This is a genomic window from uncultured Marinobacter sp., from assembly GCF_947259545.1.
GTDB lineage: Bacteria > Pseudomonadota > Gammaproteobacteria > Pseudomonadales > Oleiphilaceae > Marinobacter.
This window is the reverse complement of record NZ_CAMYMK010000002.1, coordinates 664936-677828: the sequence shown is the minus strand read 5'-3', so window position 1 is coordinate 677828 and position 12893 is coordinate 664936. Positions and strand designations below refer to the sequence as shown.

General features: G+C 57.4%; 13 protein-coding genes. 6 read left to right on the top strand and 7 right to left on the bottom strand.

The window, feature by feature from the left end; genetic code table 11:
- The first annotated feature begins 8 nt into the window (after nucleotides 1-8).
- Nucleotides 9-1421 (top strand): sodium-dependent transporter, encoded by a 1413-nt coding sequence (locus Q0Y21_RS03285; protein ID WP_297791502.1) that lies wholly within the window; start codon nucleotides 9-11, stop codon nucleotides 1419-1421.
- A gap of 167 nt (nucleotides 1422-1588) precedes the next feature.
- On the top strand, nucleotides 1589-2416 hold the full coding sequence (locus tag Q0Y21_RS03280; protein WP_297791500.1) for a metal-dependent hydrolase: 828 nt from the start codon (nucleotides 1589-1591) through the stop codon (nucleotides 2414-2416).
- A 10-nt stretch (nucleotides 2417-2426) separates the two neighbouring features.
- Here Q0Y21_RS03280 and Q0Y21_RS03275 read toward each other — a convergent pair whose 3' ends face one another.
- The 3 genes from Q0Y21_RS03275 to Q0Y21_RS03265 form a co-directional block, all read right to left on the bottom strand.
- Nucleotides 2427-3257, bottom strand: coding sequence for an NAD-dependent protein deacetylase (locus tag Q0Y21_RS03275; RefSeq protein WP_297791498.1), 831 nt, complete (start codon nucleotides 3255-3257; stop codon nucleotides 2427-2429).
- Nucleotides 3217-3807: a DUF1415 domain-containing protein gene (locus Q0Y21_RS03270; RefSeq protein ID WP_297791496.1), complete on the bottom strand. Its 591-nt coding sequence runs from the start codon at nucleotides 3805-3807 to the stop codon at nucleotides 3217-3219. The genes Q0Y21_RS03275 and Q0Y21_RS03270 overlap by 41 nt, the downstream gene beginning before the upstream one ends.
- 179 nt (nucleotides 3808-3986) lie before the next feature.
- Nucleotides 3987-5573 carry an ABC-F family ATPase gene (locus tag Q0Y21_RS03265; RefSeq protein ID WP_297791494.1) on the bottom strand — a complete coding sequence of 529 codons (1587 nt, stop codon included), beginning with the start codon at nucleotides 5571-5573 and terminating at the stop codon, nucleotides 3987-3989.
- A 183-nt stretch (nucleotides 5574-5756) separates the two neighbouring features.
- Here Q0Y21_RS03265 and Q0Y21_RS03260 point away from each other — a divergent pair, with 183 nt between their 5' ends.
- Both Q0Y21_RS03260 and Q0Y21_RS03255 read left to right on the top strand, forming a co-directional pair.
- Nucleotides 5757-6035, top strand: a complete 279-nt coding sequence (locus Q0Y21_RS03260; RefSeq protein WP_127333342.1) for a peptidylprolyl isomerase — start codon at nucleotides 5757-5759, stop codon at nucleotides 6033-6035.
- Nucleotides 6035-6985: a succinyl-CoA synthetase subunit beta gene (locus Q0Y21_RS03255; RefSeq protein WP_297791489.1), complete on the top strand. Its 951-nt coding sequence runs from the start codon at nucleotides 6035-6037 to the stop codon at nucleotides 6983-6985. The genes Q0Y21_RS03260 and Q0Y21_RS03255 overlap by 1 nt, the downstream gene beginning before the upstream one ends.
- Here Q0Y21_RS03255 and Q0Y21_RS03250 read toward each other — a convergent pair.
- Nucleotides 6971-8158: a Xaa-Pro peptidase family protein gene (locus Q0Y21_RS03250; RefSeq protein ID WP_297791488.1), complete on the bottom strand. Its 1188-nt coding sequence runs from the start codon at nucleotides 8156-8158 to the stop codon at nucleotides 6971-6973. The two genes, Q0Y21_RS03255 and Q0Y21_RS03250, sit on opposite strands and share 15 nt — an antisense overlap.
- Before the next feature lie 75 nt (nucleotides 8159-8233).
- Entirely contained in the window at nucleotides 8234-9055 is an 822-nt protein-coding gene (locus Q0Y21_RS03245; RefSeq protein WP_297791486.1) for a DUF2059 domain-containing protein, read from the bottom strand.
- A 124-nt stretch (nucleotides 9056-9179) separates the two neighbouring features.
- On the opposite strand from Q0Y21_RS03245, the gene Q0Y21_RS03240 reads away from it, so the two are divergent.
- Nucleotides 9180-9863, top strand: coding sequence for a lysozyme-like domain containing protein (locus Q0Y21_RS03240; protein WP_297791484.1), 684 nt, complete (start codon nucleotides 9180-9182; stop codon nucleotides 9861-9863).
- Here Q0Y21_RS03240 and Q0Y21_RS03235 read toward each other — a convergent pair whose 3' ends face one another.
- Nucleotides 9864-10763 (bottom strand): LysR family transcriptional regulator, encoded by a 900-nt coding sequence (locus Q0Y21_RS03235; protein ID WP_297791482.1) that lies wholly within the window; start codon nucleotides 10761-10763, stop codon nucleotides 9864-9866.
- Between the two features lie 130 nt (nucleotides 10764-10893).
- Between Q0Y21_RS03235 and Q0Y21_RS03230 the strand changes: the two genes are divergently transcribed.
- Nucleotides 10894-11091 (top strand): hypothetical protein, encoded by a 198-nt coding sequence (locus Q0Y21_RS03230; protein WP_297791479.1) that lies wholly within the window; start codon nucleotides 10894-10896, stop codon nucleotides 11089-11091.
- Between the two features lie 114 nt (nucleotides 11092-11205).
- Here Q0Y21_RS03230 and Q0Y21_RS03225 read toward each other — a convergent pair whose 3' ends face one another.
- A complete protein-coding gene (locus Q0Y21_RS03225) occupies nucleotides 11206-12888 on the bottom strand; it encodes an AMP-binding protein (protein WP_297791477.1) in 1683 nt (560 codons plus the stop codon).
- Between the last annotated feature and the right edge of the window lie 5 nt (nucleotides 12889-12893).

The window sequence follows — 12893 nt, the reverse complement described above, 5'->3', positions numbered from 1 at the left end:
AGACAGCTATGTCTGTATCACAGTCAGGATCCGCCACCTATTCCGGGGAGCTGGAAGGCTCCAACGCCACACGCGGACTCTGGTCATCGCGTCTTGCCTTTATCCTCGCCGCCACCGGTTCTGCCGTTGGCCTCGGTAATATCTGGAAATTCCCCTATGTAACCGGTGAGAACGGCGGCGGCGCCTTTGTTCTCGTTTACCTTCTCTGTATCGCCATTGTCGGCATCCCCATCATGATGGCGGAAGTCATGATTGGTCGGCGCGGCGGCCACAGTCCGGTCAACAGTCTGCGTGCGATTACCCAACGGGATGGCCTGAAGCCCGCCTGGAAACTGGTAGGCGCCGTGGGTGTCCTGGCAGGCTTCCTGATTCTCTCGTTCTATTCGGTGATTGGCGGCTGGGCCATTTCCTACGTAGGCACCACGGCCAGCGGCCAACTTTCCGGGCAATCCGCCGACGCGGTTGGGGCTATCTTCTCCGGGCTGCTCAGCAACCCGGGAACCCTGCTGGCCTGGCACACCCTTTTCATGGCGCTGGTCATGTTTGTGGTTGCACGGGGTGTGCGCTCCGGGCTGGAGCGGGCGGTCAGTATCCTCATGCCCGCGCTGTTCGTTCTGCTGCTGATCGTTGTGGGCTACGCGATGACTACCGGGCACTTCGGTCAGGCTGCCGCCTTCCTGTTCCAGCCGGATTTCTCCAAACTGACCACGTCCGGTATTCTGGTAGCCCTCGGCCACGCGTTCTTCACCCTGAGCCTGGGTATGGCGGTGATGATGGCCTACGGCTCCTATCTGCCCAAGAAAATCTCCATCGCCAAGACATCCATCACCGTCTCGGTGATCGATACCGGCGTTGCCCTGCTGGCCGGCCTGGCCATTTTCCCGATTGTCTTCGCCAACGGTCTTGAACCGGGCGCAGGCCCCGGCCTGATCTTCCAGACCCTGCCGCTGGCCTTCGGCCAGATGCCCATGGGCTCACTGTTTGGCACCCTGTTCTTCGTGCTGCTGATTTTCGCCGCCTGGACCTCAGGCATTTCCCTGCTGGAGCCCATCGTGGAATGGCTGGAAGAGCAGAAAGGCATGAACCGCATGGTCAGCACCCTGGGTGCGGGTTTTGTCTGCTGGGCACTGGGCATAGCCTCGATCCTGTCCCTGAACCTGTGGGCCGACTTCGCGCCTCTTGGCTTTGTGCCGATGCTGGAAGGCAAGACCATCTTCGACCTGCTGGACTTCTTCACCGCCAACATCCTGTTGCCGCTGGGCGGACTGCTGGTTGCCCTGTTCGCGGGCTGGGTGATGTCCCGTCAGGCCATGGAGAAGGAGCTGTCGCTGTCACCGGCCATGTTCAACCTGTGGTTCGTGACCGTCCGTTTTGTTACCCCTGTCGCGGTCGCGGTGGTATTTATCTATAACCTGCTGTAACGCCGCGGGGAGGCGGCATTAGCCGCCTCCCCTCTCCTCTGGCTCAACTCCTTTGATCCCTGTTTTTTTTCGGCAATGACCGGATTCTGTCCCTTTATAACCAGACGGATCGAGCTCAATAGCCGTATTGTTGGCCTTATCGAACAATGAATCAGAGAGGTCACACCATGACTGCAGTAACCGCATCGTTTCCCGTACGTCGCCAGGACTTCGGTTTTGATGAAGTGCCACGGCACTGGGTCGACAGTGACCCTTTCATGACACACTTGTTCAACGCCCTGTCCGCGCTGTTTCCGGATGGCGAGCGCTTCTTCGTGGACAGTGTTCGCGCAGTGCGTGATCAGATCAACGATCCCCAGTTGCAGAAAGACATCGGCGCCTTTATCGGCCAGGAAGCCATGCACGCGAAAGAGCATGGTCACTTCAACGAAGGTGCGATCAACCAGGGTTTTGATATCAAGAAACTGGAAGGCTGGACCCGCAACTTCCTGTCAGTGAAGAATCTGCCGGGGCTGAACAACAAGCGGGTTCACCTGGCCGCGACCGTAGCGCTGGAGCATTTCACCGGCATCCTGTCCGCACAGCTGCTCAAGCGTGAAGACCTGGTCAAGGCCATCGATCCTTCCATGCGCACCCTGTGGGCCTGGCACTGCATCGAAGAGAACGAGCACAAGGCCGTCGCCTTCGACACCTACGAGACGCTGTATGACAAAGGTGTGGTGGACTACGCTATCCGCATGGGCACCATGGCTCTGATCACTACCCTGATCATGGTCGCGATCCACTCCTTCATCGTGGAATTGATGCGCGAAGACAAGCAGTTGCTGAACCTGCGCTCCTGGGCCAAGGGCCTGAACCGCGTCTGGGGCCCGAATGGCATGTTCACTGCGATCATTCCCGAGTACCTGGACTACTTCAAGCCAAGCTTCCACCCCTGGCAGCACGACACCAACTTCCTGCTGCGGAAGTGGCGCAAGCAGCTCGGTTACGACTGAAGCCCGCCTGTTAAAGCCGGTCGAGCGAGGCCCTAAGGGTCTCGCCGATTCCGGCATCAAGTTTCAATTCGACCATCTCATCCGCACGGGTACGACCACGCGTCAATGCCGCGATAGGCTTGCCCCACTCCTTGGCATAACGGCAAAAACGGAACCCGGAATACACCATCAGGGATGAGCCAATCACCAGCAAACCGTCGCTGGCCCTGAGAGTATCCAACGCTGTTGTCACCCGCTCTTTCGGCACGAAATCCCCAAAGAACACCACATCCGGCTTGAGAATCCCATCGCACCGGGGGCAATCCGCCAGGCGAAACTCCGAAAAATCCACCTCCAGATCCGCATCCCCGTCCGGAGCCGTTTGCGCAGTAAAGTGACGAAAACCCGGATTCAGATCGGCGCACCGATCATGCACCTCATCCCGCTCACAGCGATACCCGCATTCCATGCAGACCACCTGATCCGCACGACCATGCAGGTCATTAACCGCCCGCGTGCCCGCCTGCTGATGCAGACGATCCACGTTCTGAGTCACCACCAGGGTGCTGTGATTCAGTAGCTCGAGATCGGAAATATAATGATGAGCAGGATTGGGACGGGCATTACGAATCACCGGCCAGCCAATCAGACTACGCCCCCAGTAACGACGACGCACATCCACACTGGCCATAAACTCCTGATGCTGCACCGGTTGCCTGCGCTTCCAGGCCCCCTCGTGATCGCGATAATCGGGAATACCGGAATCCGTACTGACACCCGCGCCCGTGAGAATCATCAGGCGGGGATAACTATGGATGAACTCAGCCAGTTGCTGGCCGGCCACCTCCGGATTCTCCATCATCACACTCCTCACGGAAACAGGCGGCCAGCAAAGACCGCATCTTCTCAACACCCAGCTCTTCTACCCGCTGGATATTACGCTCCGGAATCCCCTCCGGATCGGGATAACCCTCAATCGCCCGTTCAAGACTCTCTTCCCGCAGCAGATGCAGCATAGGAAATGGCGATCGATTGGTGTAATTCTCCGCATCATCCGGCTGAGTGCCACCGAACTGATACTGCGGATGGAAACTGGCAACCTGGTAAACGCCTTCCAGCTCCAGATACACCAACAACCCATCCGCCGCGTCCAGAAATTCATTGTAAGGCGCAAAATCCTGCAACACACCCGGATGGATCAGCAGCGTGGTTTCAACATCCGGCTCGTCCTCCAGACGCTGAAGCTCGGCATGCAGTGCCTGCAGAAGCTCGTCCTCGGTCTGCGCATCCGATACCACAAACCGAACCCGGTCCCTGACCAGCTCCCGTTTGGCAAACGGGCACAGATTAAGGCCGACAACTACATCTTCGACCCATTTGCGGGTCGCGTTAACAATCTCTGTCTCAGCCACGCTGTTTCCCCGGTTTGTTCGAAGGCCACTCAAAGGTATGAGCGGACGGGTGGGTAGGCCTTTCCAAAACTGTGCGGAGCCATGGATGGCGGAGCCCAAGCGTCACACGGATGTGCCGAAGGAGCGTGTTTTGGAAAGGCCTACCCACCCGTCCGCCACCACCCATAGTCCAAACAAAATCAGAGGTAACCCTGACTCCGAAGGTAATCATCATAAGACCCACTGAAGTCCGTTATGCCATCGGCCTTAAGCTCAATAATCCGGGTCGCCAAAGAGGAAACAAACTCCCGATCGTGGCTGACAAACACCAACGTCCCCGGATAATTCTCCAGCGCCAGATTCAACGCCTCAATGGACTCCATATCCAGGTGGTTCGTCGGCTCATCCATCAGCATCACATTCGGCTTCTGCAGAATCAGCTTGCCAAACAGCATACGCCCCTGCTCACCACCGGAAATCACACTCACCATCTTGCCAATATCATCCCCGGAAAACAGCATGCGCCCCAAGGTACCGCGAACCAGTTGCTCACCTCCGGTGGTCCACTGAGCCATCCAGTCAGTCAGGTTCATGTCCTCAGCGAAGTCCGCAGAATGGTCCTGAGCGTAATAGCCGACCTGGGCACTGTCCGTCCACTTGACGTCGCCACTGTCCGGCGCCAGGGCACCGGCCATACACTGCATCAGCGTCGTCTTGCCGATACCGTTCGGGCCCAGGATCGCCACCCGCTCACCCGCTTCGATCTGCAGGTTGAGCTTGTTAAACAGCGGCTCGCCATCAAACCCCTTGGTCAGATCCTTCAGAGTCACAGCCTGGCGGTGCAGCTTCTTGGTCTGTTCAAAACGAATAAACGGGCTCACACGACTGGAAGGCTTCACTTCTTCAAGCTGGATCTTGTCGATCTGGCGGGCGCGAGACGTCGCCTGCTTGGCCTTGGACGCGTTGGCAGAAAAGCGGCTGACAAACTGCTGCAGCTCGGCAATCTGCGCCTTCTTCTTGGCGTTGTCTGCCATCATCCGCTCGCGGGCCTGAGTAGCGGCGGTCATATACTCGTCGTAATTACCCGGGAACAGCCGCAATTCACCGTAATCCAGGTCCGCCATGTGGGTGCAGACGCTGTTCAGGAAGTGACGGTCGTGGGAAATGATGACCATGGTGCTGTTGCGAGCCACCAGAATGTTTTCCAGCCAGCGAATGGTATTGATGTCCAGGTGGTTGGTCGGCTCATCCAGCAGCAACACGTCAGGGTCAGAGAACAGCGCCTGGGCCAGCAATACCCGCAACTTCCAGCCCGGCGCCAGTGCACTCATCGGCCCCTCGTGCTGCTCCAGGGGAATGTCCAGTCCCAGCAACAGTTCACCGGCGCGGGATTCCGCCGTGTAGCCGTCCATCTCGGCGAACTGCACCTCCAGATCCGCCACCGCCATGCCGTCTTCCTCGCTCATTTCCGGCAGGGAATAGATGCGGTCACGCTCTTTCTTGACGCTCCACAGCTCCTCGTGCCCCATGATTACCGTGTCCATCACCGAACAGCTTTCATAGGCAAACTGGTCCTGGCGGAGCTTGCCCAAACGGGTGTTGGGCTCCAGCATAACCTGTCCCCCGGAGGGCTCCAGATCGCCACCGAGAATTTTCATGAACGTGGACTTGCCACAGCCATTGGCGCCGATCAGGCCATAGCGGTTGCCATTACCGAATTTGACGGATACGTTTTCAAACAGGGGCTTCGCCCCGAATTGCATGGTGATATTAGCGGTGGAAATCAAGAAACAGACCTGTCTATGTGAGGGCCGGCCACGCCGGCTAAGAAAACCCGGTATTGTACAGGTTTGGCAAGCCAACCGTGAGACAGAAGAAACACGGATAAAAAGCACTTGCCTCCGGCCCGCCAGGCGGGCAGCATTCCTACCCTGTAGTGCACATTCATTGAAACCAACAGGACAACAGCCATGACACAGGCAACCGCACGCCACATCCTGGTAGACAGCGAAGCAAAATGCGAAGAACTGAAGAAAGCCATCGAAGGCGGTCAGGACTTCGCCGAAGTCGCGAAGCAACACTCTTCCTGCCCTTCCGGTCGTAACGGTGGTGACCTGGGCTCGTTCGGCCCTGGCCAGATGGTTCCCGAATTCGACAAAGCTGTCTTCAGCAGTGACCTGAACACCGTTATCGGTCCCATCAAGACCCAGTTCGGCTACCACTTGCTGGAAGTGACCAGCCGGAGCTAATGGGTCCCGATACCGTATCCATGAATGCCCACGAAGGCCGGCGACTGAGATGGCTGGCCCTTGCGGGCACTCTGGTGATTGCCCCACTGTTTTTCATCGGTGGCCCGGACTGGAGCTCTGGCCCGGTGCACAAATCCGTATGGAATCTGGGCCACATCCTGTACTTTGCACTTCTGACCTACGCCATCCAACCCTGGCGCTGGCTCAGGGGGCGACAACTGTGGCTAGCGACAACTACGCTTGTGCTGGCAGTCGGCCTCGTTATTGAATTTCTGCAATCCGGGCTGGGGCGACAGGACGACTGGCATGATGTCTGGCGGAACCTGGTGGGCACCTGGCTGGTTCTGGCCTGCCACCCTGTTTTTACGTCTGCCTCGCGTCTCAACGCACGTCAGCGCATGCGGACCCTGATGGCGGTTGTACTGGTCGTTTTCGAGCTGGGCTTAACCGGCAGCGTCGCTGTGAAGCAGTTCCAGATCAACCAACAGCTACCGCTGCTGTATGACTTCAGTCGTACCGACCCTTTGACATTGTGGCGGGGGAATCTGACACCGTCAGATGCCCACAGCGACATCAACGGACAGAGCCTGAAAATCTCCTTGAGTACCCGCCTGTATTCCGGGGTCACCCTGGACAATTTGCCTGTCGACTGGCGCGGCTATGACCAACTGACGGTCACCCTGTTTAACCCGGATGAGACAGATCTTCCGTTGACACTGAGAGTCAACGATGTGGAGCATGAGCGCGGCAGCAATGTCTATCGAGACCGGTTCAATGCGCAACTGTTGCTGGAGCCGGGGCTCAATACCTTCACGCTGGAGTTGAGGGATATTGAGAACGCACCGCACAACCGTTCCATGAACATGGACAACATCCGGAGACTGGGGATTTTTACGACCCGGCTACCCGCACCGAGAACGATTTATCTGCTGGACTTACGGTTGCGGTGACAATCTCCAGGGGTTATCGGTGAGGCACTCCGATCCCTTGTCCGTCACCACAACGGTCTCACTGCAGCCAATACCCCATTGCCCAGGCACTCTCAGACAAATGGGCAGGTGGAAGACCATGCCTGGCTGGAACGCGGACGACTGTCCCCGGGCAATAAACCCGGACCCTTCAACCCAGGAAGGCGGAAACTGTGCCCCGACCGTGTAGCCAAATACCCCTGAAAAAAAGACCTCTTTGGCCAGTGGCGCCAATGCCCTTTCGGCCGCCTGCGCCGCAAAGTCGAAGGTGACTCCGGGCCGGATGTTCGCTAGCAGAGCATCCACCACCTGGCGACAACCATCGAAAACCTTTTGCATATGCCGGGTCGGCTCCCCCGCTACGACCGTCTGCATCATGGGGGCGGTATAACGCTGCCAGGCGGCACCGAATTCCAGGAACACCACATCTCCGGCTCCCACCGGTTGTCGCTTGTGGTTGGCGTGAATCACCCCACTTCGGGAACCCACCGTGACGATGGGCTGCATACTCATGAACTCGCTGCCAGCGGACAACAGGGCTTCCGCCCCGATCGCGGCAATATCATTGTCAGTCATTCCGGGCTGAATCGCTGAAACAGCCGCCTCCAACCCGATCGCCGTGATGCCGGCACTTTGCCGCAGGTACTCCAGCTCGGCGGCAGACTTCACCTTGCGGATCTTTTTCAGCAGTGCCCCACTGTCCACAAAACGGACATCTGACAGGCGCGCCCGAATTCCTTCAATGACCCCATGGCGCAGGGAGCCGTGCCAGAAATCGACACCTACCCGGTCCTCATAGCCGGTCAGCGCTTCAACCAAGGGTATCAGGACCTCTCCGATACCCTCCCAACGATAGCCGACCACGCGCGCCACCCTTGTGGTCACCATGGCCGGTCCCATCTCGATGGACGGCACCTGGAGCAGTAAATCGGAAGGCGTCACAACCAGTGCAACATGCACCGACACCTCAAAGGTGCTGTAGCCAGTGAGGTAGAAAATATCGGCAGGATCCGTCAATAACAGAGCACTGACATCATCTTCCGACATGCGGGCACGAACCCGAGCCAGTCGCTGCTCGAACTCTTCAGGTGGAAACGGACATTCTTTACCTCTGGCGGTACCGGATAACACTTTCTGGTACGCATTAAAGTCCATCTGGGCACTCCTCAAGCATAGCCCTCTACTTGAGGGTGGACCCAAATGATGAGTTATTCAACTATTTACACACTCTCAGTTGGCCGGGCTGAGCATTCTCCCCATTTGACTGCCGATGGACTCGATGGGATCAGTGATCGCCTGCTGGATACTGTTGGTCACCACCCGTGAGAACTGTGATCCCGCATCACTCTCCAGGAACTGGATGTACAGGCCCAGTTCGGCGGCGCTGACATTCTGGTAGGTGAACAGGTAGCTGTCATACACCTGCTGGCTCACCATGCCCTCCAGCATGCCGCGCTGGCCCTCAATCTGACGCTTGATCTGATCGTAGGAAGCGGCATTGTCACCCTTGAACGCAGCCAACGCCGACGCCAGCCCCAGTTGCACGGCAATGGAGGTATCCACTGCACTCTCCGTTGCCCGGGATGCCTTATCAAAACGGTCAAACATCCCCGCGCGCTCACTGCCGCGGAACTGACGATTCAGCTCCGGCGCCCGGGCCTGAATCTCCACCCAGGCTTCCGGCCGTGAGGCGGCCACTTCCGCCTTCGCAATCTTTTTCGCCACGGGGGTTTCGTACCATTCCATGACCGACTGTAACTGCTCATCACTGAGAGACGTCTCCAGGCCGGAAATAATCCGCGCCTGAATCTCCGCAGCGCTGTAACTACTGCTCACCACATGGCCGATGGAATCAGCAGCGAAAGGAGGTATGCGCCCGCTTTGCTTCAGACCCTGGCGGATGCCCTGGCTCATCATCGCCGGGTACTGGGCGACGATGTCATCAATGGGTGAAGCCTCCAGCACGGTTTCCGCGGAAGGGGCAGCGTGGGCGGTGCCCCAAAGCAAGGCGATGGATACTAAAACGGGTTTAATTTGGGAAAATGCTTTCATGGCCTATCATCCGGAATGATTGATGGGCGGTTTATGCCATGACGAACTTGCCGCCTGCAAGCCATTACGAGGGGAGTTTGATGACAAATTGGTATGGTGAAAGGAAGTCGTGGTTCTCCAGCCCATGAGGAAGCGCAAAAAACGTCTTAATGTTTGGAAGTCGCGGCTCAAGTGGTTTGGCCTGCCAACCCTGGGACTGGTTGTCGCCACCTGGGCAACCCTGCGATTCAGTCTGTTGGCTCCCGCTCCACCATTGCGGCAGGACAATGTCTGCGAGATTTTCCGTGAACATCCAGTCTGGTACGACTATGCCAAAGCCTCGCAAGAGAAGTGGGGCACGCCCATCGCTACCCAGATGGCCTTCGTTTACTACGAGTCCTCATTCCGCAGCCACGCGCGACCACCACGAACCAAGTTATGGGGGGTCATCCCCTGGACGCGGCCCACAACCGCCTACGGTTACGCCCAGGCACTGGATCCGGCCTGGGGAGAGTACCGGGAAGCTAACGGAGACGGCCTGTTCGTGGTACGTACCCATATGGAACACGCGCTCGATTTTGTCGGCTGGTACAACTACCTGACCAATCGAAAGCTGGGCGTTTCATTCTACAACCCGCAAAAGCTGTATCTGGCCTACCATGAGGGCAGAACGGGCTACGCACGCCGGAGTTACGACGCCAAACCCGACGTGGTTGACCTGGCTGCCCGGGTGCAAACCCGGGCTTTCCGCTACGATAACCAGCTCAAAACCTGCGAGCAGGAGTTCCAGTGCTGGCGCTGGTACCAGTTCTGGCCATTCTGCGGCTAGCTAGAACGTCGTACTGATCTCAATCACCGGCTCTAGCGACTGAAGGCGGTCCACCAGATACTCCATCACGATACGAACCCGGGCCATTTGCTGGGTGTCCTGATTGACGTGCAGCCACAGATCCACACTCTCACCTTCCAGAGGGTCGGACAGGCGCCGCAACTCCCGGGTGCTTTCTCCCAGGTAGCAGGGCAATACCGCAAGACCGGCACCGGCCCTGGCCAGGGCATGCATGGACTGCAGGCTGTTGCAGCGAATAACCGATGACACATTCTTCAGGTGCTTGCGATACCAGCGACCGGTCGCCAGATGGCTGAAGGTCTCATCGGGAATAATCCAGACACACTCTTCCGGGCGATTTTCAACATCCATGTTGCGATTGCGGCGGCAGTATCGTGCCGAGCCATAGACCGCTGACTCGACGGCGGCAATGCGCTCCCCCTCGAGCGTTGCCTGGGGTTTGTTTTCCGGGCGCAGGGTCAGGTCCGCTTCCCGGTGACTGAGATTGGCCACATCGTTATCCGTCAGGAGTTCCAGCTCAATGTCCGGGAACTCGCGCACCAGCTCAGCCAGAATCGGGCTTAGCAGCTCGTTCATCATGGGGTCTTCGGCGGCCAGACGCACTTTGCCTACAGGGGCAGAGTCCTGCCCTACAAGCTTGCGTTCGAGATTTTCCATCTCGGTGGAGAGCCGGGCGGCTTCCCGAAATGCCGTCTCCCCCACCGGCGTAAGCTGTAACCCATCCCTGTTGCGTTCAAAAAACTGCACACCCAACGACTCTTCCATCTGATCAAGTCGTCTTAAAACAGTGGTTTGGTGCACACCCAGTATTTCTCCGGCTTTGGCGAGCGTTCCGCCTATTGCCAGTGCGTGTATGTATCGAAGATAATCCCAGTCCATAATTACTGCATATTTGCAACGTGAGTACGGATTTTAACGTATTCAAACTGCAAAAAAGAACCCTTAGAATTGCATATAAATTAAAGATAGATCGCTAATCAATCCATCAGATCAAAAGGAGGAAGGCGCTATGACACCAAGACATATCGCAACCGTTCAACCCCTGCCGTCCAGCATCCTCCACAACAGTGTTGAGGTCAGGCGCCAGTATACCCGTGCTGCAGCAAAGCAGGCGGTTCAACTGATTAGCAGGAAGATGCGCATTATGGGAAGGAAAGCCCGGACTGCAACTCCGGACATGCCGCAGGTGCCCCAAGGCGGTCACTGACACTGCAGGCAATGCTCAGTGAGTTCGAAGTGAAGTAAACAGGGACGTAGAAAAGGAATTTGTAAACACCGGTGGCAACGCAAACGCGGGCCACCGGTGTTTTACGTTATGGGCTCAGGATTCCCAGACCACCTTGGCCCTCTGGCCGAACCACTCATCCATTTTCTGGTTGTAGTAGTTTTCGATTACGTTGCGTTTGATCTTCATGGTGGGAGTCAGCATACCGTTTTCCATGGTCCACGGCTCTTTCACCACCACCACAAACGCCAGCTTTTCGTGGCCTTCGCACAGCGCATTCACCGCATCCAGCTCATGTGCCAGCTCCTGTTCGAGCTCGCCACGGCTGCCACCGGCTTCAAGCTCGGCCCTTGCCTCATCCGACAGCAACACCATCAGGCACGGCTGTGGCTGGTTAGCACCCGCAACGCATACCACTTCCGCCTTCGGATGATTGAAACGGTTCTCGATCGGCACGGGCACCACGTACTTGCCCTTCGACGTTTTGAACAGATCTTTCACCCGACCGGTAATGCGCAGACAACCGTCGTTATCGATTTCTCCCATGTCACCGGTTTTCAGGAAGCCGTCATCGGTGACGTCTTCCCGGGTTTTCTCTTCATTCTTGTAGTAACCCAGCATCTGCCCAGGGCTCTTGACCTCAATTTCACCGCCGTCTCCCAAACGATGTTCCACGCCGGGATTGGCCATGCCAACGGTGCCGACTTTTGCCTGACCAGGCCGGTTGGCATGGGAGTACCCGAAGTTCTCCGACATGCCGTAGACCTCCAGCAACTCCAGGCCAAGGTTCCGATACCAGTCAATTATCTCCGCTGACAAGGGAGCCGCGCCGGTCAGTGCGGCACGGCAGTGATCCAGCCCCAGCTGCCTGAGCACCTTTTTCTTCACCATGCCCTTGAGGATGGGAATATTGAACAACAGCCTCTGCTTTTTCGGGGGCAGCTTGGCGTTCACGCCCAGGTAGAACTTCATCCACAGGCGCGGTACCGAGAAGAACAACGTCGGCCGGGCCCGCTGCAGGTCTTCCTGGAACGTATCCAGCGAGTTGGCGAAATACAGATGGAAGCCATAGTAGAGCGACTGGGTTTCCACCGCCGCCCGTTCCGCCACGTGAGCCAGCGGCAGGTAAGACAGCATGCGCTCGTCCGAACTCACCGGAAATAACTGCTGTAAACCGTGGGCCGCAGAAATCATGGTGCGGAAACTGTGCATGACGCCTTTCGGGCGCCCGGTACTGCCGGAGGTGTAAACAATGGTGGCGAGATCGTCCGGGTGCGGCAGTTTCGGCTCCGCCGGCTCACATTGGGCAATGATGTCCACCCACTTTGGCGTGTCATCCCGTGGAGACAATGGCAGGGAGATGATCGGCAAATCCTCGGGGATATGCCCCTTTATATCGTTCCAGCCGTCGGCCGTGCCATCAAGCTTGCCCAGGAACAGCAGCTTCGCCTCACTGTGCTCCAGGACATAGGCAGCGGTATCACCGTTCAGTGTCGGGTAAAGAGGTACGGAAACATGGCCCGCCCCCCAGATTGCCAGATCAGACAGAATCCAGTGAGCGCTGTTCTTTCCCAGAATGGCTATATTGCTACGCTCGGGCAGACCAAGGCTGTTCAAGTGTGAAACCATGCGTGACACCTGGTCAGCCGCCTGCTTCCAGGTAATGTCTTCAACCCGGCCATCGGGGAACGGTTGAGTCAGGTATACGTTATCTGGAATGTGCCTCGCCCAGTGGTAGAGGCAATGGAGTGACGTCTGCTTCTCGCTTTCTACAGCCATTTACG